General features: G+C 64.3%; 19 protein-coding genes. 11 read left to right on the top strand and 8 right to left on the bottom strand.

The window, feature by feature from the left end:
• The first annotated feature begins 166 nt into the window (after positions 1-166).
• Together AC1RQ9_RS02595 and AC1RQ9_RS02590 are read left to right on the top strand one after the other, a co-directional pair.
• Complete coding sequence (locus AC1RQ9_RS02595) at positions 167-1,558, top strand: dicarboxylate/amino acid:cation symporter (RefSeq protein WP_485985458.1); 1,392 nt, start codon at positions 167-169, stop codon at positions 1,556-1,558.
• Between the two features lie 30 nt (positions 1,559-1,588).
• Entirely contained in the window at positions 1,589-2,890 is a 1,302-nt protein-coding gene (locus tag AC1RQ9_RS02590) for an MFS transporter (protein WP_193732518.1), read from the top strand.
• Between the two features lie 111 nt (positions 2,891-3,001).
• Here the strand turns inward: AC1RQ9_RS02590 and AC1RQ9_RS02585 are convergent, their stop codons facing one another.
• Positions 3,002-6,334, bottom strand: a complete 3,333-nt coding sequence (locus tag AC1RQ9_RS02585) for an AsmA-like C-terminal region-containing protein (RefSeq protein WP_485985457.1) — start codon at positions 6,332-6,334, stop codon at positions 3,002-3,004.
• A gap of 65 nt (positions 6,335-6,399) precedes the next feature.
• On the opposite strand from AC1RQ9_RS02585, the gene AC1RQ9_RS02580 reads away from it, so the two are divergent.
• Positions 6,400-9,468 (top strand): bifunctional [glutamine synthetase] adenylyltransferase/[glutamine synthetase]-adenylyl-L-tyrosine phosphorylase, encoded by a 3,069-nt coding sequence (locus AC1RQ9_RS02580; RefSeq protein ID WP_485985456.1) that lies wholly within the window; start codon positions 6,400-6,402, stop codon positions 9,466-9,468.
• Positions 9,469-9,541: 73 nt separating this feature from the next.
• The gene (locus tag AC1RQ9_RS02575; protein WP_485985455.1) at positions 9,542-10,045 is read left to right on the top strand and encodes a peroxiredoxin; all 504 of its coding nucleotides are present in this window, start codon (positions 9,542-9,544) and stop codon (positions 10,043-10,045) included.
• A gap of 3 nt (positions 10,046-10,048) precedes the next feature.
• Here AC1RQ9_RS02575 and AC1RQ9_RS02570 read toward each other — a convergent pair whose 3' ends face one another.
• The 4 genes from AC1RQ9_RS02570 to aat form a co-directional block, all read right to left on the bottom strand.
• Positions 10,049-10,354: a hypothetical protein gene (locus AC1RQ9_RS02570; protein ID WP_485985454.1), complete on the bottom strand. Its 306-nt coding sequence runs from the start codon at positions 10,352-10,354 to the stop codon at positions 10,049-10,051.
• A 135-nt stretch (positions 10,355-10,489) separates the two neighbouring features.
• Positions 10,490-11,092: a DUF4412 domain-containing protein gene (locus AC1RQ9_RS02565; RefSeq protein WP_193732523.1), complete on the bottom strand. Its 603-nt coding sequence runs from the start codon at positions 11,090-11,092 to the stop codon at positions 10,490-10,492.
• Between the two features lie 38 nt (positions 11,093-11,130).
• Positions 11,131-11,820, bottom strand: a complete 690-nt coding sequence (locus AC1RQ9_RS02560) for a hypothetical protein (protein ID WP_485985453.1) — start codon at positions 11,818-11,820, stop codon at positions 11,131-11,133.
• 68 nt (positions 11,821-11,888) lie between these two features.
• Positions 11,889-12,548: a leucyl/phenylalanyl-tRNA--protein transferase gene (gene aat / locus AC1RQ9_RS02555; RefSeq protein WP_485985452.1), complete on the bottom strand. Its 660-nt coding sequence runs from the start codon at positions 12,546-12,548 to the stop codon at positions 11,889-11,891.
• An 82-nt stretch (positions 12,549-12,630) separates the two neighbouring features.
• On the opposite strand from aat, the gene AC1RQ9_RS02550 reads away from it, so the two are divergent.
• A complete protein-coding gene (locus AC1RQ9_RS02550) occupies positions 12,631-13,605 on the top strand; it encodes a 2-hydroxyacid dehydrogenase (RefSeq protein WP_485985451.1) in 975 nt (324 codons plus the stop codon).
• A 448-nt stretch (positions 13,606-14,053) separates the two neighbouring features.
• Here the strand turns inward: AC1RQ9_RS02550 and AC1RQ9_RS02545 are convergent, their stop codons facing one another.
• The 3 genes from AC1RQ9_RS02545 to AC1RQ9_RS02535 all read right to left on the bottom strand — a co-directional run bounded on the left by AC1RQ9_RS02545 (position 14,054) and on the right by AC1RQ9_RS02535 (position 15,803).
• A complete protein-coding gene (locus tag AC1RQ9_RS02545; RefSeq protein ID WP_485985450.1) occupies positions 14,054-14,905 on the bottom strand; it encodes an EcsC family protein in 852 nt (283 codons plus the stop codon).
• 180 nt (positions 14,906-15,085) lie between these two features.
• Entirely contained in the window at positions 15,086-15,499 is a 414-nt protein-coding gene (locus AC1RQ9_RS02540) for an EVE domain-containing protein (protein ID WP_193732529.1), read from the bottom strand.
• Between the two features lie 10 nt (positions 15,500-15,509).
• On the bottom strand, positions 15,510-15,803 hold the full coding sequence (locus tag AC1RQ9_RS02535; protein ID WP_010506782.1) for a YciI family protein: 294 nt from the start codon (positions 15,801-15,803) through the stop codon (positions 15,510-15,512).
• Positions 15,804-15,979: 176 nt separating this feature from the next.
• Between AC1RQ9_RS02535 and AC1RQ9_RS02530 the strand changes: the two genes are divergently transcribed.
• Genes AC1RQ9_RS02530 through AC1RQ9_RS02505 form a run of 6 tightly spaced genes read left to right on the top strand, consistent with a single transcriptional unit; the run spans position 15,980 to position 20,490 of the window.
• The gene (locus AC1RQ9_RS02530) at positions 15,980-16,783 is read left to right on the top strand and encodes a heme ABC transporter permease (RefSeq protein ID WP_141260689.1); all 804 of its coding nucleotides are present in this window, start codon (positions 15,980-15,982) and stop codon (positions 16,781-16,783) included.
• Positions 16,780-16,926: a heme exporter protein CcmD gene (locus AC1RQ9_RS02525; RefSeq protein WP_193732531.1), complete on the top strand. Its 147-nt coding sequence runs from the start codon at positions 16,780-16,782 to the stop codon at positions 16,924-16,926. Before AC1RQ9_RS02530 ends, AC1RQ9_RS02525 begins: the two co-directional genes overlap by 4 nt.
• The gene (gene ccmE, locus AC1RQ9_RS02520) at positions 16,923-17,456 is read left to right on the top strand and encodes a cytochrome c maturation protein CcmE (protein ID WP_193732532.1); all 534 of its coding nucleotides are present in this window, start codon (positions 16,923-16,925) and stop codon (positions 17,454-17,456) included. Before AC1RQ9_RS02525 ends, ccmE begins: the two co-directional genes overlap by 4 nt.
• A 9-nt stretch (positions 17,457-17,465) precedes the next feature.
• Complete coding sequence (locus AC1RQ9_RS02515; RefSeq protein WP_193732533.1) at positions 17,466-19,445, top strand: heme lyase CcmF/NrfE family subunit; 1,980 nt, start codon at positions 17,466-17,468, stop codon at positions 19,443-19,445.
• Positions 19,442-20,014: a DsbE family thiol:disulfide interchange protein gene (locus AC1RQ9_RS02510; RefSeq protein ID WP_485985449.1), complete on the top strand. Its 573-nt coding sequence runs from the start codon at positions 19,442-19,444 to the stop codon at positions 20,012-20,014. Before AC1RQ9_RS02515 ends, AC1RQ9_RS02510 begins: the two co-directional genes overlap by 4 nt.
• Positions 20,011-20,490: a cytochrome c-type biogenesis protein gene (locus tag AC1RQ9_RS02505; protein ID WP_193732535.1), complete on the top strand. Its 480-nt coding sequence runs from the start codon at positions 20,011-20,013 to the stop codon at positions 20,488-20,490. The genes AC1RQ9_RS02510 and AC1RQ9_RS02505 overlap by 4 nt, the downstream gene beginning before the upstream one ends.
• Positions 20,491-20,496: the final 6 nt, after the last annotated feature.

The raw sequence follows: 20,496 nt of genomic DNA, 5'->3' as shown, positions 1-20,496 counted from the left end.
TTTTTGGAATATCTGGCAACCGTGATATGCACCGACCGTAACGATCCGCCTTTCACCTGATTTTCAGGTTCGCATGGCGCCAAAACCCACTAGCGTGCCCCGGCATGCCTTCACCCCGCCCGTTCGCGGTGCCGGAAACCGAACCGTTCTTGAGGACCCATCCACCATGCCCGAGGAAACGCAGACCTGCCCGCAAGCCCGACCGGCGCGGCGCGGATCCCTGTTTCGCAGCCTGTATGCGCAGGTTGTCATCGCGGTGGTGGCGGGCATCGCGCTGGGATATTTCTGCCCGCATGCGGCGGTGACGCTGAAACCGCTGGGGGATGGCTTCATCCGACTGGTCAAGATGGTGATCCCGCCGGTCATCTTCCTGACGGTGGTGACGGGGGTGGCCAGCCTGTCCGACCTGGGGCAGGCGGGCCGGCTGGCGGCGAAGGCGATGGTCTATTTCCTGACCTTTTCGTCGCTGGCGCTGGTGGTGGGCATGGTCATGGCCAATATCGTGCGTCCCGGCGCGCATATCCATGCCGACCCCGCGACACTGGATACCCACGCGGTCGCAGCCTTCACCGCGCGGGCACAGGCGCATTCGTTCAGTGACTTCCTGCTCAACATCATTCCCGACACGGTGGTCAGTGCCTTTGTCTCGGGCGATATCCTGCAGGTGCTGCTGATCGCCATCCTGTTCAGCATCAGTCTGTCGCACATGGGGGCAAAGGGGCATGCCATCCTGTCGGTGCTCAAGCAGCTGACCCAGCTGGTGTTCGGGGTGGTGCGGCTGGTCATGTATGCCGCCCCCATCGGGGCGCTGGGGGCGATGGCGTTCACCATCGGGCGGTTTGGCATCGGTTCGGTGCTGCACCTCGCCTTCCTTGTGGTGACCTTCTATGCCACCTCCGCGCTGTTCGTGGTGGTGGTGCTGGGGGCGGTCGCGCGGTACAACGGGTTCCGTATCCTGCCGCTGCTGGCCTACCTGCGTGAGGAACTGCTGATCGTGCTGGGTACCAGTTCGTCCGAATCAGCACTTCCCAGCCTCATGACCCGGATGGAGAACGCAGGCTGCGCGCCATCCGTCGTTGGGCTGGTTGTGCCGATGGGCTATTCCTTCAACCTGGATGGCACCAACATCTACATGTCGCTGTCGGCCCTTTTCATTGCACAGGCGACGGATGTACATCTGGGACTGGGCCAGCAGATCAGCCTGCTGCTGGTCGCCATGATCAGTTCCAAGGGGGCCGCCGGGGTCACGGGGGCGGGTTTCGTCACCCTTGCCGCGACACTGGCGGTGGTGCCGGACGTGCCGGTGGCGGGCATGGGGCTGATCCTGGGCATTGACCGTTTCATGTCGGAATGCCGGTCGCTGACCAACATCATCGGCAACGCGGTAGCCACCATCGTGCTGGCCCGGTGGGAAGGCGCGCTGGATACCGAACGCCTTGCGGCCGCCCTGTCGGGCCGGATCAGCGATGCGCAGGCCGATACCCCCATCATTGCCGGGACGGATGCCGTATCCGGCAGTCCCGCACGGACAACCCCGTCCCTGCCCCATTCATCCTGACGATCTTTTCGCCCCCATAGGTTGCACATCATGCCTGTTTTCAAGACCCAGACCGGCGCACTGACTACCGCGCAGAGAATACGAAGCATTATTGCGGGTTCATCCGGAAATCTGATCGAATATTACGACTGGTACGTCTATGCGGCATTTTCCATGTATTTTGCCCATGCCTTCTTCCCCAAAGGCAACCAGACGACGGAACTGCTGCGCAGCGCGGCGGTATTCGCCATCGGCTTCCTTATGCGGCCGGTGGGCGGGTGGCTCATGGGGCTTATGGCGGACCGGCATGGACGGCGCGCGGCACTGAGTGTGTCGATTGTCGCCATGTGCGCAGGCTCACTGGCCATTGCCATATGCCCGACCTATGAACGCATTGGCGTTGCGGCCCCGTGCGTGCTGCTGTTTGCGCGCCTGCTGCAGGGGCTGAGTCTGGGGGGTGAATACGGGGCCAGCGCCACCTATCTGTCGGAAATCGCACCACCCGCGCAGCGTGGGTTTTACGCCAGTTTCCAGTATGTCACGCTGGTCATGGGGCAGCTTCTGGCGCTTGTGGTGCTGCTGATCCTGCAGTTTGCGCTGCTCAGCCCGGCGCAGCTTGGGGCGTGGGGCTGGCGCATTCCATTCTGTATTGGCGCACTGTTGGCGCTGTCCATCCTGTGGTTCCGTCGCGGCATGGCGGAAAGCGAGCAGTTCAGTACGGCCAGCCATGACCACAATGCCCATGGCGGCCTGCGCGTGCTGCTGCGCCACCCGCGTGAGGTACTTGGCGTATGCGGCCTGACACTGGGGGGCACGGTCGCGTTCTATACCTTCACGATTTACATGCAGAAATACCTGGTCAACACGGCGGGGCTGAGCAAGGAGCAGTCCACGCTGGTCTCCACCGCGTCGCTGGTGGTGTTCGCCATGGTCCAGCCCGCCTTTGGCGCGCTATCGGACCGGGTGGGCCGCAGGCGGCTGCTGCTGTCATTCGGCGTTATCGGCTGCCTTGCCACCGTACCGCTCATGCGGGCGCTATCAGGCGTGCATTCCCCGCTGGCGGCTTTTGGCCTGGTGACGGCGGCGCTGGTCGGGATTTCGGGCTATACCTCCATCAACGCGGTGGTGAAGGCCGAACTGTTCCCCACGCGCATTCGCGCGCTGGGGGTGGCGCTGCCCTATGCGCTGACCGTTTCGGTCTTTGGCGGCACGGCGGAATACGTGGCCCTGTGGTTCAAGCAGATCGGGCATGAAGGGCTGTTTTACTGGTACGTGACCGGCTGCATCGCCTGTTCGCTGCTGACCGTGCTGTTCTTGCTGCCCGGCCATGATCGCATTACGAACGAACGCTAATCGACAAAAGTTTTTGGGTGCCCCCTTTTTTAAAAAGGCAGCGTTCTTCCAAAGCTGTTTGAAAAAAGCCGCACCAGAAACTTCTTTCTGTTTTACAGGCGGCCCGCGCCTTCAGTGGATATGCATGAGATTACGCAGGAAGCCGGGCAGCAGCATGGCATAGGGGTTCACATGCACCGCCGGGTTATCCATCGGTCCCGTGACCTGATAGGTGGCGGAGACGACACCCCCGTTCTTTTCAGGACTGAACAGCCAGCCCAGCAGGCCCGGCAGGTGCCCCGGCGCCGCATTCACAGCAAAGGCGGGGATGATCGTGCCATCCAGATTGAGTGTCTTCTTTTCCAGATTCACATCCCCTGACACCGTGGCCCCAAGGGATGCGTTGCTGACCAGACCATCTGCAATATGGATGTTGCCTTCATCCAGCGTGACCGGCGCGTCCAGCTGCTCGACCTGGAAGCTGGGCGCATGTGGCGCGCGCAGCCAGCCATAGATCGAGGCGTTATTGGCCATGCGCACCACCGCCGGCACGTTGCGCAATTTGAACGGCCCCATATGCACCTTGCCCGAGAAGGGCGCGGTCGCAACGCTGTCGTCAAAGCGGCCGGTGATGTCGGTGACACCGCCCTGCATCTCATCGGTCACCTTCATGTCCTGCAGCAGCGCGCCAAGGCTGGCCACATGCACATCCAGCACGCGCGTATTGCCCTTCGGGTTCAGGTGCGCCGCGGCCGCTACCGGTCCCTCGACCGTCATGAAGCCACGCGTCAGGCGTACACCATCGGTTTCCAGATGGCTGTGCACGTTCGTCAGCACATCCTTCTGGCTGTAATACAGGGTCTGGGCATCAACATTCAGATCCCACCGGCGTCCCGGCGGTCCCTTCACGCGCCCGCTGGCCATTTCGGGCACATGATAGCCACTGTTGCCCTGCCCGGCCGCCACCCTGGCGGAAGCCGAGCTGTCTGGCGTGGTCTGGAATGACACCAGCGGCGACAGGTCCAGCACCCTTGCCGCCACATTCACCCCGATCGGGTCGCTTTCACGCGCCGGCAGCATGACCGAGGCATTGCCCATTGACCGGCCGACATGGAACCCGCGCAGGATCAGGCGGCGGGCGACACCGGATGCGGTCTCGGCATGGCCATCAATCAGCAGGTCGGGGCCTACCGCGCGGATATTCTCGATGCTGGAGATCTGGCCATGGTCAAGATCCAGCTCAACCGAGGCATTTGCCTCCTGCCCCACCCTTTTGGACCAGATGGGAATGTTCAGCGCCGCACGGTCAAGGTCCAGGTCGATATTGACCTGCGCCCTGCCGCCCACATACCGGTCGTAATCCACATCGAGCTGGGCGCTGCCGGCAAAATGCTCACCCATTTCGAATCCCGCGCGCCGCACGCCCTCAGGGGTGACGTGCCCCTGCAGGCTGGCGCTTTCCACCGCATGCACCATCGGCCCGTTCCGGAAATCCATGGTGTAGATCACGCTGGAGGGAATGCCCGCCAGCACCCCGGTCCCCTGCAGCAGCAGGCCGTTGATCGTGGCGTCAATGCCAAGGTTGCCGTTGTCCAGCGGCCGCCCCACCACCACATTGCCCAGATGCACCTGCGCCAGATCGGTATGGCTGCGCAGGTCGATCTGGTCCAGCCGCACATGCGCATCCAGTGGCAGGGCGATATGCAGCGACACATTGGCCCGGCCCGCAGGGTGCGTAAACGACATGGGATGACGCGAAAGCACATTCAGCCGGGGTTCGGCCAGCAGCGCCAGCACGTCACGCGCATTGCCCAGCAGGGTGACGTTGATGTCGCCTACCTGTACCTTTTCATTCAGGCCCGTAATCCGCATGGAACCGGGGCCGACCTCGATCCGTCCCGTGCCGGTGGCGTCCACGTGCCGGTCCGCAAGGTCCACCAGCTGGTAGGCGTGGCCAAAGCGGATCATGATCTCATCCGGACCATCAAAGGTCAGGTGGGCATCCATTTCATGCATGGGCGGGATGGGGCGCAGCCAGTGCAGTTCCATCCTGTCGGCGTCAATCGTGCCCCCAAGGGATACAAGGTCCAGCCCGTTCCAGCCCTTGTGGCTGGCCAGCCCCATGTTGACCTGCAGTTCCTGTACGTGCCCCTGCGGGATGTTCTGCGTAACCCACCGCCGCGCGCCCTTCATTGCGCGCGGGGGCCAGAAATCACCCAGTGTCGCGAAATCCAGCGACCGCGCGCGCGCGTCCACGTCCACCTGCGCCGCCTTCGGATCCAGCAGGGACGTTGATTTCAGGTCCGCCGTTGCATCCAGCGTGGGGCCGCTGCCATCATCGGTTGCATGTCCCGGCGCACGCAGGTGCAGTTCCAGACGCTTCAGCATGACATGCAGCGGGCCGTCAAACGGTGCGTTGCGTGGCCCGGCCCCGAGCGAGCCGACCAGATCGGCCTCCCCTTCGCCCACCAGGAACTGCCCCGCCTTGCGGGTCGTGACCTTCCCGTTGCCTGCATTGAGGTGCAGCGTGAAATCACGCGGCATGAGGAAGGGAATGTCCCGCACGCCCCCGTCACGGAAGGCGACCTGCAACTGCCCGCCCACGGGCAGGCCGAGTGGCTCCACCTCCTTCTGTCCCGGCGCGAAGGCGGCGGGGCTGATCGGGTCAAGCTGCAGGGTCCAGTTGATCTGACCGGGGCCAACATGTTCCCCCGTCCCATGCACCACCAGCCGTTCGCCATTCCCCTCCAGCCCGAGGCGGACTTCCCCCGTCACCCCTTTCTGCCCGGAATCGGTCACAACCTTCAGCCGGGCATCGGCTTCACCCAGCCGCCATGCACGACCGGTCATGCGGTCGGCAAAACTGACATGGGTGTCGGATATGACGGCCTGCCGCAGCGCCGTCAGGTCCACGGGGGTGGGTTCTTCGGGTTTCCGTGAGGGATAAGGCGTGTCCGGGCCAAGGTCGAGGCCGAATTTGCCTTCCTTGTTGCGCGCAAGCTTCAGCCGCCCGTGCGAGGCCGAGATTTCCAGTATCCGCACGCTGCCATGGAACAGCGCCGGGCTGTCCAACGTCAGGCGGCCACGGCGCAGGGTATCGGCCATCTGCCCGTCACGGCGCTGGATCCGCACGTCCTCCACCCATATCACCAGTGGGGCGCGCAGGCCTTCATGCACGGCGTTCCAGCCCATGCGCACATGCCCCGCCGACAGGGTGCCGATGATGTCTTCATGCTTCAGGCCATGCGCGACAGGCAGCGGCATGAGCAGGCTGACCACAGGTGTGACATCCAGCGGCCCCGCGGACAGCCGCACCGTCAGCACCAGCAGAAGCACGGCGGGCAGCGTAATGCACAGCAGCACAAGCCAGATCACCACGCGCCCGGCCGCCATGACCGCGCGACGCACGCGGCTGGGACTGGACACGGGCGTCCGGGCGGGAGAGGGTTGACCGGCTTCCGTCATGCCACCCACGTCATGCCACCATGCGGAACAGCATGATTTTCCAGCCCCTTAACGGACCCTTTCCCATGGACCAGCCAGCCCTGCCCCCCTTCGTGCCGCACCCTTCGTGGCGTGGCTGCACATGGCCCCATGCCGCCGACACCCGCGCGGCGCGCATCCTGCGTGAAAACCTGACGGATGCCTGCGCGCGCATGGGCCTGCCCGATATCGCGGCAATGCCCGAACTGGGTGCATTGCTGGATGCCATGGGGGGAAACAGTCCCTACCTGTCCGACCTGGCGCTGCGCGACACGGTGGCCTTTGCCGAGCTGCTGACGGATGGGGCGGCGGCGTGCGTGCGCCGGATCCTGTCGGGTCTGGACGCCCTGGCGCCCGATACTGCCCGCGCAGATGTCATGGCTGCATTGCGCGTGGCCAAACGGCAGGCGGCGCTGGCCATTGCGCTGGCGGATATCGGCGGCACATGGACGCTGGAGCAGGTCACCCTTGCGCTGAGCCAGCTGGCCGAGAACGCACTGGGGGCGGCGGTCAGACATCTGCTGCTGCATGCACATGACACCGGGCGACTGCGCCTGCGTAACCCCGAAACCCCGTGCCGGGGCAGCGGCTTCGTGGTTCTGGCAATGGGGAAGCTGGGCGCGCGGGAACTGAACTACTCCTCGGACATAGACCTGATCATCCTGTATGATCCGGACCGTCACCCCGGCAACGGGGAACTGCGGCATACCTTTGTGCGCATGACTAGCGATCTTGTCACGCTTATGGAAGCGCGTGATGCAAATGGTTACGTATTCCGCATGGACCTGCGGCTGCGCCCCGACCCGTCCGCCACCCCTGCCGCCGTGTCCTTTCCCGCCGCCATCCAGTATTATGAAAGCATGGGCCGGACATGGGAACGCGCGGCCATGACCAAGGCGCGACCGGTCGCGGGGGACATCACGGCGGGGCGCCGTTTCCTTAAAAGCATTCATCCGTTCGTATGGCGCCGCCATCTGGATTTCGCGGTAATTGACGATCTGCATGACATGAAAGCACGGATCGACCGCCACCGTAACGCGGGACATGCCAACCTGAGCAGCCTGCCGCCCGAATTCATCCATGACCCCGACGCCGCCACGGGCTGGCTGCTGGGACAGAACGTCAAGCTGGGACAGGGCGGCATACGGGAGGTCGAATTCGTGGCCCAGGCGCTGCAACTGGTATGGGGCGGCAGGCGGTCCGAACTGCGTGATCCCACCACGCTTGGCGCGTTGCGCAGGCTGCGCCGCGCCGGCCTGCTGACGCATGAACAGTCCGCAATACTGGCCCGCAATTACCGCATGCTGCGACAGGCCGAACACCGGCTGCAGATGCGCATGGACCACCAGACCCATACGCTGCCCGACACACTGGACGGATTCGCACGCTTCGCAATCTTCATGCTTGCGCCGGATGGCGGGGACCTTGCATGCGGCATGCTGTCGGTCATGCAGCGTTCGCGCCGCAATTTTGACCTGCAGTTTGCCGAAAACGACGCGCAGGCAGACATCACCATAGCGCCCGAGGATGCCGACGCCGCCGACAGGCTGCTGGAACAGGGTTTTCCTGCCACCGATATCAGTGACGCCCTTGTCATCCTGAACCGATGGGAGGGCAACCGCCTGCGCGCGCTGCGTTCGGACCGGGCACGCAAGCTGCTGCGCCGGCTGTTGCCCGCCATCCTGGCGGAAATCGGAAAGCGCCGGCAGCCACTGACCGTACTGCGGCGATTTGACGCTCTGCTGGAACGCCAGTGGGCGGGGGTGCAGTTCCTGTCGCTGCTGGAACGCAATACCGCGCTGATCCACCGCATTGTCACGGTGCTGGACTGCGCGCCCTTCCTGGCGGACCATCTGGCGCAGACGCCTTCCGCACTGGATGGCCTGCTGGACATGGATGGCGGTCCCGGCGCGCTGGGCACGGTCACGGCGCTGGTGCGTCGGCATGTCGCGGGCGCGCAGTCGGCCGAACAGGTGCTGCCCGTCCTGCGCGGCCTGGTCTGTGGCGAGGAATTCCGCCTGTCGGTCGCCCGCCTTGAACACCGCATGAGTGAGGAACGCGCCGCCCGTGCGCGCACCGCCATGGCGGAAACGGTCATACGCGGCCTGCTGCGCGTGGTCAGCAACGAACACAGGCGCCGCCACGGCACGGTGCCCGGCGGGTCCATGGCGGTCGTGGCGCTGGGCAAGGCGGGATCGTGTGAAATGATGCCGGGATCGGACCTTGACCTCATGCTGGTGTTCGACCACCCCGCCGATATCGTGGAAAGCGTCGTACCCGCCATCACATACGCCGATGGCCTGATGCCGCGCCCGCTTGCGGCGGGCACGTATTACGTCCGGCTGGCGCATGCTTTTGTCGCGGCCCTGACCGCGCCGGGGCGCGAGGGACCATTGTATGAGGTGGACATGCGGCTGCGCCCGTCGGGGTCCAAGGGGCCGGTTGCCGTCTCGCTGTCCGCATTCCGCCGCTACCATGCGGAATCCGCATGGACATGGGAACGCATGGCCCTGACGCGTGCGCGGGTCGTGGCGGGACCGCCCGCCCTGCGTGCCGAACTGCGCGCGGCCATCGCCACCGCGCTGGGCCACGGCGCGCGGACCCGGCAGGAACGCGCGCTGATCGTGCATGACATACGCCATATGCGCGAACGCCTGGCCCGTGAACGGCCTGCCACCAGCCCGTGGGACATCAAGCGTCGGCGTGGCGGGCTTATGGATGTGGAATTCATTGCCCAGGGACTGCAACTGCTGACCACCCGTTGCGCCAGCCGCAGCCAGTCCACGCGCCTGGCCCTGCTGCGACTTGCCCATGCGGGGGACATTACGGATGCCGACGCGCGGCTGCTGCGCCGGGCCGACCTGTTGTGGCGCGCGCTGCAGGGGCTTATCCGCATCATATGCGGCAGTGAAGTGCCGGACATCATTCCTGCCGCCAGCCTTGAAATCCTGACCGGGGAATTCAGGGTGGCGGATGCAGACAGGCTGCTGGCGCGCATGGACCGCATGGCCGCCGATGTCCGGGGGGTCTTTGACCGCCTGCTTCCGCCCGCCCCGGACACATCCACGCAGGCGAAACATGACAGCGGTTCCCCGACGGGGCAAGGCGGTGCATGATCGTCCCCACAACCATGCTGCATGTGTCCGGCCCATGGGGCCGACACATGCAACCAGATCAGCAAGGCAGGCCATGAGCAACCCGACACCCCCCTTTCCCGAACCCGGCAGCGCCGTTCCTGATTTCAACATGCCCGCAAGCCATGGCCGCACGGTCAGCCTTGCCGGGCTGAAGGGACATCCGTTTGTCCTGTATTTCTATCCCAAGGCCAACACATCGGGCTGCACCAGGGAAGCATGCGAATTCGAGGCGGCACTGACGGACCTGCACAAAGACGGCGTGAACGTCATCGGCGTGTCACGTGACGGGATGCCCGCGATCGAAAAATTCGCAGCCGATCACAGCCTGACCTTTCCACTTGCATCAGACAGTGATGGCACGGTGACGGAGGCCTATGGCGTGTGGGTGGAAAAATCGATGTATGGCCGCAAATACATGGGCATCGAACGCGCGACCTTCCTGATCGACGCCACCGGCCATCTGGTTCAGGCGTGGCGCAAGGTCAAGGTCACGAACCACGTCGCCGCCGTGCGCAAGGCCATTGCGACCCTGACGCTACAGGCGGCGGGTGGCTGAAGTTCAGTAATACGGCCGTCCCGGACCGCCATAGGGGCCATAGACCACCGTGGGCGGCGGAGGGGGCGGCGGCGCGTAATAAGCCATGGGCGGCGGGGCCGGGCGGTAATACATCGGCGGCGGAGGGGGCGGAGGCGGCCCATAGGCATCCACCATCGCACCCGCCACGGCACCGCCAACAAGACCGCCCACCAGACCGCCGACAAACGCATCGCCACCGCCACGCCCATGGGCATGCGCCTGCGGGGCGGCTGTCGCCAGCCCGGCCAGAACCAGAAGCCCCGCTGCGATACGTCCTGTGTTCTTCATCAACCTGTTCCCGTTACTGATCCTGATCCGGCGGGAGAAGCGCCCCGCCGGAATCGGTTAGACAGCATCGCGATGGCGATTTACGGGCAGGTTGCGCCCTTTTCATGCCATAAAGCGGACCGGGCCGGGTCCGTATCAGGGATGGGCCGCGTGCAGTTCCTTCAGCCCCGACGGGACGGTGAACACGCTTTCATCCTGCGGCGTACGCGTAACGGATGCTGCTTCGACCATCACCTTGCCATCGCGGATGACTTCCATCATCACGCCATCATCGGTGTAGCAGATCTCGCTTGAACGCTGGTCGGTATCCTGTGTCTGCCACAGGGCGCAGGGAATTCCCGCAACCTTTGACACGCCGGTGCGCAGCCACGTGCCCTGCGCGCGCTGGCCCATCTGCACATTGGCCGCCCCCGGGGCGGGAATGACCGTCTTGACCTTCTGGCCGGGATTCACCACCGTCAGGGTCCCGGCATGGTAATCGGTAATCATGTAGGTGGCGGCATTGGCCGGGTCCACGCGCTGCATCATGCGGCTGGCGGACCAGCGCATGCGCTGGCTCATTACCTCACTCGTGTCATGCGGGGGATAGATGGTGTAGGTCACGTCCACATCATCCTGCGGGGTGACATAGGGGCTCTGCGGATCCGGATCGGCGGCGGAGGCATGGCCTGCCACCCCCGCCAGCAGCAGGCAGGCCACCAATGCAGCCCGGCGACCGCCATGCGCAAATCGTTTCACTTCATGTCATCCTTGAAAACTGGCCTTGAACAACGGCATCAGCCGCCCTTCTTGTCCGCATCCTTGCGGGCGGGCGGCGTGCCGGGCGGGGGTGGCGGGTCGATCTTGCGGTAACCCTCCGGTGGCTGGAACATGCTGTCGGGGATCGGACCGTACACCACCTTCGTCGCTTCCAGCCGCCCCTTCAGCCCGTCACCATCCACGCCGATTTCCTGCAGCACCACGCCATCATCGGTCACGCAGGCGGTGGCGCTGCCCTGATCGGTGGTGACATCCCACTGCGTGCAGGGCACGCCCGCCACGGTGGAACTACCCTTGCGCGAGAAGGTCATGGACAGGTCGAGCAGGAAGGGATTGCGAATGCCATAGCGGGCATCAAGCTGGCTGTACACCTTCTGCGGGTTGATGATGATCGTGACCTGGCGACTCATGCGGTTGAGAATCGTCTCGCCCATGCCCTGAGGGCTGTCGATTCGCATCAGGCCGCCGTTATAGGCGAACCATGTGCGCACGGCCTTGGGTTCGGGCACGCCATCGGGCTGTACGTTATAATCCACCTGCACGTCACGGGTGGGGGTCAGCGGGGGATGAACGCTGGAAGGGTCCTCCGCCCGCGCGGCGGGAATGTCGCAGCCGGACGCGATACCCGCCGCCAGTGCGGTCATGCCCAGCCGCAGCGCACCCGTCCTTGTCCACTGCCATCGCGGGCGGGCCGTTCCATGCTTCATCGTGTTTTCCCTTTCATCTGCCAAGACGGAACCCCGCATGGCCGATTGTGTCAACCGCCCGCACCCCGTCACGCGCGCAGGGCGCGGATGGCGGTTTCCAGTTCCGTTACGCGATCATTTCCAATCCACGCCGCCTGCCCCCGCACCGCATGGCCCAGCTGCCGCATGTAGTCCCATGCCGGAATTTCCACCCCGCCGAAACTGGCCAGATGGTCGGTGCCGAACTGTGTGTCCAGCAGGCTGAATCCCCCCAGCCGCAGCCGCGCGACAAGATGGACAAGGGCGACCTTGGACGCATCACGCATGCGGCTGAACATGCTTTCGCCAAAGAACGCCTGCCCGATCGCCACGCCATACAGGCCGCCAACCAGCCTGCCTTCGTGCCTGACCTCCACGCTATGGGCATGGCCCATGTCATGTAGCGCGCAGAACAGGCTGCGGATGCGCGGGCTGATCCATGTCGTCTCGCGTCCCGGCGCGGGTTCGGCGCAGCCATCCATGACGGCGGGGAAATCCTGATCCGCCGTAACCGCAAAGCGCGCCGACAGCACGGTGCGCATGAGCCTGCGACTGACATGAAACCCGTCCAGCGGCAGGATACCGCGCATTTCGGGGCGGTACCATTCCAGTTCATCCGACCCGGCATCCGGCGCCATGGGAAACAGCCCGGCCATGTAGGCGCGCAGCATAAGTTCCGGCGTGATGGGAACCGTCTCTTGACCCGTCATGTTCTTAGGATAACCCTTTTCGCATGCCTTCGTGGGCATGATCGCCCATGGCATGCCCGCCTGTCAGGAGAAACCACCCCATATGTCCGATACCCGTCCCCGCCTGTTGCTGACCCAGCGCCAGACCACCCCGGTCATGCAACGCATTGAACAGAGCTTTAACATACCCGCCGTTCCAGACCAGCAGATGACAACGCGTGAACTTCTGGATGCGGCGCGCGCATTCCAGCCGCGGGCGATCATGACCGCCACCGGGCTGCCGCTGCGGGGCAACGACGTGCTGCTGCTGCCCGACAGTGTAAAGGTCGTGGCCACGGTCAGCGTCGGCACCGACCATCTGGACATTCCTGCCCTGCATGCGCGCGGCATTGTTGTCACCAATACCCCCGACGTACTGACCGAATGCAATGCGGACATGGCCATACTGCTGATGCTGGCGGCGGCGCGACGGGCCAGCGAATACGGCGCGCTGATGCGCAGGGGCTGGGGCCGGTCGCTGGCCATGGATGAACTGCTGGGCACGCGCATAAGCGGCAAGCGGCTGGGCATTGTCGGCATGGGCCGCATTGGCCGGGCGGTGGCCAGGCGGGCCCGTGGCTTTGATATGAAGGTGATGTATTCCAACCGTCGCCGCCTGCCGGCGGATCAGGAAGCGGGCGCGACCTTTTTCAGCACCGTGACCGACATGCTGCCGCATTGCGATATCCTGAGCCTGCACCTGCCCGCCAGCCCCGAAACCGATGGCATGATCAATGCCGACCTGCTGTCCCGCCTGCCGCGCGGGGCAATTTTCATCAATGCGGCGCGTGGGGCGCTGGTGGATGAGGATGCGCTGATCGATGCCCTGCGCAGTGGCCGGCTGGCAGCCGCCGGGCTGGATGTCTACCGCAATGAACCCAACCCCGACCCGCGCTTCCTTGAACTGCCCAACGTGTTCCTGACCCCGCATGTCGGCAGTGCGACGGTGGAAACCCGCACTGACATGGGCATGATGGCGGTGGACAATGTGGAAGCCGTGCTGGCGGGCCGCGACGCGCTAACGCCGGTTGCGGCCTGATCCGGCACAATGACAGGAAGGACAGGCGCATGATCGGACTGCCCGGTGTTTTTGTGGTGTTCGCGCTGATTACAGTGCTGCTGGAGTATCTTGTTCCCCGCTTCCACGGGGTGCTGGATACGCTGCTGGCTTTTTAAACGCTTTTCGCGCTGGTAGCCGCCTTTATCGAACTGCGCGCCCATCCGAAACCCGCGCCAGCCGTGCCCGACAAACCAGCCTGAGCGGCTGGCAGGGACGGTGGCAGGCCCTGTCCCTGAAACTTAGAAAGTGTTCAAAAAAAACAACGCGTCAATAAACAAAAATAAAAGTCTTTGGGTGCCGCCTTTTTTCAAAAAGGCGGCATTTTTTAAAGCTTTTTGAAAAATGCTTCACCAAAAGCTTTCTTATGATCGTCGGATGTTATCCGGGCTGGCTTTTCAACCAGCCTGCAGAAACCATCCTGTTGCCTTCAGCTTTCGCGAACCTGTGCTGCCGCATGGCTCTTCAGGTCCATCGCGGTGCGGCGGACTTCGGGGCCGTATTCACGCTCCAGCCTGCGGATGGTGAAATGCGCCTGCGCCACGGCGCGGTAATGCGACAGGAACGCCACATTCAGCGACGCCCCGCACAGCGCGCCAGCCACCGGCATCATCTGCAATGCGAATTTACGCGACAGGCCCAGCCCGTAATGGGTCGCGACCTCACTGACCAGCATGACGACCGGGCGGCCGCGCAGCATGGCGCGGGCAGAGAAATAGCCCAGTTCGTTATCCTCGCCCTGCCCCTGGTTTTTTGCCCCGCCAAAGGGGAAGGCACGCAGGGCGAACACTTCCAGACAGGCGGCACGCGCATCTTCCTGCGACAGGTCTTCACCCTGTTCACGCGCAATGCGGGCGATTTCGCGCATGATGGTCAGGGTGGTGAAGCCCACATCCGCCACAAGGCCCGGCAGGCCGGTAAAGCCGCCTACGGCCCCCGAGACCGTGACGGCGGCCTTCAGCGCCGGGTCACGCCATCCCGCGCCATCATCAGGGGTGGCGGAGATGTCACGGGGGCGGTCCATGCCCACAACCGCAAGGTCGAACGCGCGCCGGATCGCGGTTTCCGCCGTGGCCTGCAGCCGTGCCTGCAGTCCCGGCGCCAGCCCCAGCGTGCGCATGCCCAGCATGGCCGCCTGCCCCACGGCCCCACCCATGAGATCGGCAAGGCGCACCAGCACGCCGCGCCCTGATTCAACCCGTTCCAGCGCCTGCTGGAGTTCAGTGATACACGCGCTGTCCAACGTCAGCGGCGCCAGTTCGTTTGAGGAACCTGCACTCATTACAATGCCCTTCGCCTGATCTTCCGTACCTTCACGGACCGGTCGCGCCATGCCCGTCATAAAGACGGGGCATGGGAAACCGCCCGCGACACCCATGCGGCAGTTCCCACCGTTTCAGCACCATGGCGGCGTTCTTGCAACGTGCGTCGCCATGGTGCTGCCATGAAACGTGGCACGCCCCTAGCTGTTCCAGCCCCCCATCCGGCACAGGTGCCCCCAGTGTGCGTCCGAAACCGGCACGACGGACAGGCGCGACTGCCGGATCAGCGCCAGGTCCGCAAGCGCCGGATCGGCCTTCATCGCCGTCAGCGTGACCGGATGCGGCATCGGGCCGATGGCGCGCACGTCAACGCAGACCCATCTGCCATCCGCCGCCGTGGGGTCGGGATAGGCTTCGCGCACGACCTCCACCACGCCCACGATTTCACGGCCCACGTTGGAGTGGTAGAAAAAGGCCCGGTCGCCCACCTTCATGGCCGCCAGGTTTTTCTTTGCCTGGTGGTTGCGCACGCCGGTCCACGGTTCAATATCGTTTTCAACCTGCTCGGACCATGAAAAGGCATCGGGCTCGGACTTGATCAGCCAGTAGGACATGACCGTTTTTTTACTCCACCCGAAGCCCATCACGAAAAACTGAACGGAACGGACGGATCACCACGCTCTCGAACAGGTCAACCTTCGCATAGGGGTCTTCCACCGCGAATCCTTCCGCCGCGGCGCGGTCGGCCACGTCCACCACCAGCAGGCTGCCACAGGGGCGGTTTTCCGCGTCCAGCAGCGGCCCGCCATGGATGATGTGGCGCTTCCACCGTTCCAGATAGGCAAGGTGGCGTTCACGCGTTGCCTTGCGGGTTTCAAGGCTGGCGGGCTTGTCGGTGCAAATGATCGCAAACAGCATGTTTTCTCCTCCTGCGGGTCGACCGTACCATCATGGGACAGGACTGGCCGTGTCTTTTTTAACGCGATAGTGTAGAGCAGGAAAACGCAAGCCCCCACCCATGCAAGGGTGATGGCACGAATTTCTTGACCGTTTTCATTGCAGGGACAGGTGCCCCGGGCACGGATGGATCAACCTTGAACGCAACGCAGAGCCTTACCGCACGAACCGGTAACCTTTTTCACCGTTACGCCAATCCCGGCCGCTTCCTGCGCATGGGGGCGAAGCTGCAGCCATGGCTGACATGGCCCGCGCTGGTGCTGTCCATTGCCGGAATCGTGTGGGGGCTGTTCTTCTCCCCCGCCGACTGGCAGCAGGGCGACAGCGTGCGCATCATGTACGTGCATGTGCCGACCGCGTGGCTTGCCTCGTCCGGTTACATGGGACTGGCGGTCTGTTCGCTGCTGTCGCTGGTCTGGCGGCACCCGCTGGCCGACCTGGCGGCGGTGGAAATCGGGCCGGTGGGCGCATCCATCACCGCCGTCTGCCTTGCCACCGGTTCGCTGTGGGGCAAGCCGATGTGGGGCACGTGGTGGGTGTGGGATGCACGCCTGACATCCGTTCTGGTGCTGTTTTTCCTGTATCTGGGCCATATCGCGCTGATCCGTGCATTTGATGAACCGCAGCGCGGCTACCGTGCCGCCGCCATACTGGGGCTGGCGGGCGCGGTTGACCTGCCGATCATCAAGTTCAGCGTACAGTGGTGGAACACCCTGCACCAGCCCGACAGCATCACGGTTACGGGGGCGCCGACCATGTCCACCTCCATGCTGTGGCCGCTGGGGCTGACCACGCTGGGATTCACGCTGGGATTTGGCGCGATCGTGCTGGCCCGCCTGCGCGCATCGGTCATGGAAAGCCGTATCCGCACGATCCTGGCCGCCAACCGTGGCCGCCAGTCCGCCAACCCCGCCCCCAAGCCTGACAGTGCCGCCGTATGACCCACCTGCCCTATATCCTGGCCGCCTATGGCCTGACGCTTGGCGTTGCGACGGTTTTGTCCGTCAACGCCGCCATCCGCCTGCGCACCGCGCGCAAACGTCTGGCCGCCATTGAACAGCCCCGGACACGTCAGCCCTCATGACCCGCAAAAGCCGACGCCTGTGGCTGGTGGTGGCGTGCATGATCGGACTTGGTTCCGCTGCCGCGCTGACGCTGAACGCCTTTTCATCCAATATCGTTTTCTTCATGGCGCCGTCACAGGTCCATGCCAAGCCGCCCCCGGCCGATCGCACCATCCGCCTTGGCGGCATGGTCGTGGCCGGCAGCGTGCACCGTGAAAAGGTAAAGGATTCACCCGTCAACCTGTTTGACGTAACTGATGGGCAGGCCGCCGTGACCGTGCGGTACGAAGGCATCCTGCCCGACCTGTTCCGTGAGGGGCAGAGCGTGGTCGCCGTGGGCACCGTCAACCCTGACGGCACCTTCCGCGCCAGCGAGGTGCTGGCCAAGCATGACGAGACCTACATGCCCAAGGAAGTGGCGGAGGAACTGCGCCGCAGCGGCAAGTGGGATCCCCGTTTCGGCAAGGCCCCGGACGCTGCCAGCTGGAACACCATGACGGCTGCCGACACGCCGAAAAAACCGGCCACCCAGACACCTGACGGAAACTGACATCCGACAATGAACCCGGAACTTGGAAATTTTGCGCTGGCGCTGGCATGCTGCATGGCCGCTGGACAGGCCATCCTGCCCCTGATCGGGGCCAACCGGCGTGACGCACGCCTGATGGCGTTGGCCCCGGCGCTGGCGGTGGGGCAGATGATCGCGCTGATCACCTCCTTTGCGTGCCTGATCCACGCCGCCATCACCAATGACTTTTCCGTGCAGAACGTGGCCGCCAACAGCGCGGTCAGCAAGCCGCTGCTGTATAAGATCACCGGCGTATGGGGCAACCATGAGGGATCGGTCCTGCTATGGGCAATGATCCTGTCCATATGCGGTGGCGCGGTCGCCCTGTTCGGGCGCAACCTGCCTTCCGCCCTTCAGGCACGCGTCATTGCGGTGCTGGGTGGGGTTGCGGCAGGATTTGAACTGTTCTGCCTGACCACGTCCAACCCGTTCGCGCGTGTCTGGCCCGCGCCGCTGGATGGGCAGGGCATGAACCCGCTGCTGCAGGACCCCGGCCTCGCGTTCCATCCGCCCATTCTCTACACCGGCTATGTCGGCTTTGCCGTGCCGTTCGCCTTTGCCATCGCCGCCCTGATCGAAGGGCGCGTCGATGCGGCATGGGGTCGCTGGGTGCGCCCGTGGGCGGTGGCGGCATGGTGCTTCCTGACCTGCGGCATCGCCATGGGGTCATGGTGGTCTTACTACGTGCTGGGCTGGGGTGGTTACTGGTTCTGGGATCCGGTGGAAAACGCATCGCTGATCCCGTGGCTGACGGGCACGGCGCTGGTGCATTCGGCCATCGTGGTGGAAAAGCGCGAGGCGCTGAAGATCTGGACCGTGCTGCTGGCGATTGGCACGTTCTCGTTCTCGCTGTCCGGCACGTTCCTTGTGCGTTCGGGTATCCTCAATTCCGTCCATGCCTTCGCCAATGACCCGGCGCGTGGCGTATTCATCCTTGGCCTGCTGGCACTGGTCATTGGCGGGTCGCTGCTGCTGTTCGCCATCCGCGCCCCGCAACTGACCACCGGCGGGCTGTTTTCGCCCGTATCGCGTGAGGGACTGCTGGTCCTGAACAACATCCTGCTGTGTTCGATCTGCGCGGTGGTGCTGACGGGCACGATGTACCCGCCGTTCATGTCGCTTCTGTTCGGCAAGACGATTTCGGTCGGCAAGCCGTTCTTTGACGCAACCACCATTCCGCTGGCCATACCGCTTATGGTGTTCATGGGCTTTGGCCCGATGGTGCCGTGGAAACGGGCACAGATGTGGCCGGTGCTGCGCCGCCTGTGGTGGGCGGCCTGTGTGGCGCTGCTGGCGCTGGTGCTTGCTACCTTCCGGATGCGTGACATCCTGGCGGTACTGGCCACGGCGACGGCCGTATGGGTGATCTGTTCCAGCATTGCCGATATTGCCGAACGCCTGCGCCTGTTCCGCCAGCCCCTGGCGCAAAGCTGGCAGCGCGCACGCAGCCTGCCACGCGCGGTGTTCGGGGCGGCCCTGGCCCATGCCGGTGTCGGGATTGTCGTACTGGGCATTGCCGGGATGTCGCAGGCTGCGCACCGGATTGTGGAAGTGCATGTGGGCGAGAGCGAGATGCTGGCCGGTGACAGCTGGACCCTGACCGACGTGCACCCGGCGGAAGGTCCGAACTACAGTGCGCTGGTCGCGACCATCGAGGTCCGCCACAATGGCCGCCTGATCACGACGCTGCACCCCTCCAAGCGCACCTTCGCCAGTCAGCACCAGACCACGACGGAAGTGGCGATTCATACCAACCTGCTGGCCGATATTTACGGCGTGCTGGGTGACAAGCATGGCGATGACGCCAACCCGACCTATGTGCTGCGCCTGCATTACAACCCGCTGGCGCCGTGGATGTGGCTGGGTGGGCTGATCATGGCCTTTGGCGGCGCGCTGTCGCTGTCTGACCGGCGCGTGCGCGTTGGTGCGCCCCGCCGGGCCAAAACCGTGGACGTGGTGGTGGTGCAATGAGTGACCAGCCTTCTTCCCCTACCCGTCGCCGCCTGCTGATGGCGGCCCCGCTGGTTGTGGCTGGCGGGATAGGCGTGGGCTTCTGGCGCATGCTGTCGGGCATGACCAGGGGATCATTCGATCCGCATGACATCCATGCCCCGGCGCTGAACCGCCCCGTGCCGGATTTCGCTCTGCCGGACCAGGCGCCGGGACAGGGCTTTTCCGCACAGGACCTGCGTGCGCTGAAATCCCCGGTTCTGGTGAATTATTTCGCATCATGGTGCATTCCGTGCGTTGCCGAAATGCCGGTGCTGAACGCGCTGAAGGAACGCCTGCCGATCTGGGGCATTGCGTATAAGGACAAGCCCGAACACGCGCTGGGCTTCGTGCAGCGCGCGGGCAATCCCTATGCCCGCATCGCCGCCGACCGTGACGGGCTGGCCGCGATCGACTGGGGTGTGTCCGGCGTGCCGGAAACCTTCCTGATCGGGCCGGGCGGTGTGATCCGGTGGCATACGGCCTCGCCCATTACCGAAACCATGATCACCAATACGATCATGCCGCTGGCGGACAGCCTGAAGTCATGAAAACACATCCCCTGCGCCACTATGGTGTGATTGCCCTGCTGGCCTGCCTGCTGTTTGCCCCGTTTGTGGCGATGGCGGTGGATGACCCGTCGGAAATGCTGCCCGACCCGGCGCAGGAACAGCGCGCCGAGGCGATCGGGTCGCAGTTGCGCTGCCTTGTGTGCCAGAACGAGTCGATCGAGGACAGCAGCGCCGACCTGGCCCGTGACCTGCGCCATGTCGTGCGTGAACATGTGGCCAAGGGCGAAAGCAACCGGCAGATCATGGACTGGATGGTCAACCGCTATGGCAACTTCATCCGCCTCAAGCCACCACTGACCATCGGCACGCTGCTGCTGTGGGTCATGCCGCTGCTGGCGCTGTGCATTGGCATGGGCGTGGCGTGGTGGACATTCCGCAGGCCCCGTACGGTAACGCCCACGCCCCTGACGGACGCGGAACGTCGCCGTCTGTCCGACCTGACCGAAACACGCTGAGAGTCT

Source organism: Komagataeibacter ossonobensis (assembly GCF_057359305.1).
This window is presented reverse-complemented; position numbering and strand designations above follow the sequence as displayed.

Bases quoted from the DNA above. Each gene is read 5' to 3' on its own strand.
- AC1RQ9_RS02595 (WP_485985458.1), top strand. From the start codon at position 167: ATGCCCGAGGAAACGCAGACCTGCCCGCAAGCCCGACCGGCGCGGCGC.
- AC1RQ9_RS02590 (WP_193732518.1), top strand. From the start codon at position 1,589: ATGCCTGTTTTCAAGACCCAGACCGGCGCACTGACTACCGCGCAGAGA.
- AC1RQ9_RS02585 (WP_485985457.1), bottom strand. From the start codon at position 6,334: ATGACGGAAGCCGGTCAACCCTCTCCCGCCCGGACGCCCGTGTCCAGT.
- AC1RQ9_RS02580 (WP_485985456.1), top strand. From the start codon at position 6,400: ATGGACCAGCCAGCCCTGCCCCCCTTCGTGCCGCACCCTTCGTGGCGT.
- AC1RQ9_RS02575 (WP_485985455.1), top strand. From the start codon at position 9,542: ATGAGCAACCCGACACCCCCCTTTCCCGAACCCGGCAGCGCCGTTCCT.
- AC1RQ9_RS02570 (WP_485985454.1), bottom strand. From the start codon at position 10,354: ATGAAGAACACAGGACGTATCGCAGCGGGGCTTCTGGTTCTGGCCGGG.
- AC1RQ9_RS02560 (WP_485985453.1), bottom strand. From the start codon at position 11,820: ATGAAGCATGGAACGGCCCGCCCGCGATGGCAGTGGACAAGGACGGGT.
- aat (WP_485985452.1), bottom strand. From the start codon at position 12,548: ATGACGGGTCAAGAGACGGTTCCCATCACGCCGGAACTTATGCTGCGC.
- AC1RQ9_RS02550 (WP_485985451.1), top strand. From the start codon at position 12,631: ATGTCCGATACCCGTCCCCGCCTGTTGCTGACCCAGCGCCAGACCACC.
- AC1RQ9_RS02545 (WP_485985450.1), bottom strand. From the start codon at position 14,905: ATGAGTGCAGGTTCCTCAAACGAACTGGCGCCGCTGACGTTGGACAGC.
- AC1RQ9_RS02540 (WP_193732529.1), bottom strand. From the start codon at position 15,499: ATGTCCTACTGGCTGATCAAGTCCGAGCCCGATGCCTTTTCATGGTCC.
- AC1RQ9_RS02535 (WP_010506782.1), bottom strand. From the start codon at position 15,803: ATGCTGTTTGCGATCATTTGCACCGACAAGCCCGCCAGCCTTGAAACC.
- AC1RQ9_RS02525 (WP_193732531.1), top strand. From the start codon at position 16,780: ATGACCCACCTGCCCTATATCCTGGCCGCCTATGGCCTGACGCTTGGC.
- ccmE (WP_193732532.1), top strand. From the start codon at position 16,923: ATGACCCGCAAAAGCCGACGCCTGTGGCTGGTGGTGGCGTGCATGATC.
- AC1RQ9_RS02515 (WP_193732533.1), top strand. From the start codon at position 17,466: ATGAACCCGGAACTTGGAAATTTTGCGCTGGCGCTGGCATGCTGCATG.
- AC1RQ9_RS02510 (WP_485985449.1), top strand. From the start codon at position 19,442: ATGAGTGACCAGCCTTCTTCCCCTACCCGTCGCCGCCTGCTGATGGCG.
- AC1RQ9_RS02505 (WP_193732535.1), top strand. From the start codon at position 20,011: ATGAAAACACATCCCCTGCGCCACTATGGTGTGATTGCCCTGCTGGCC.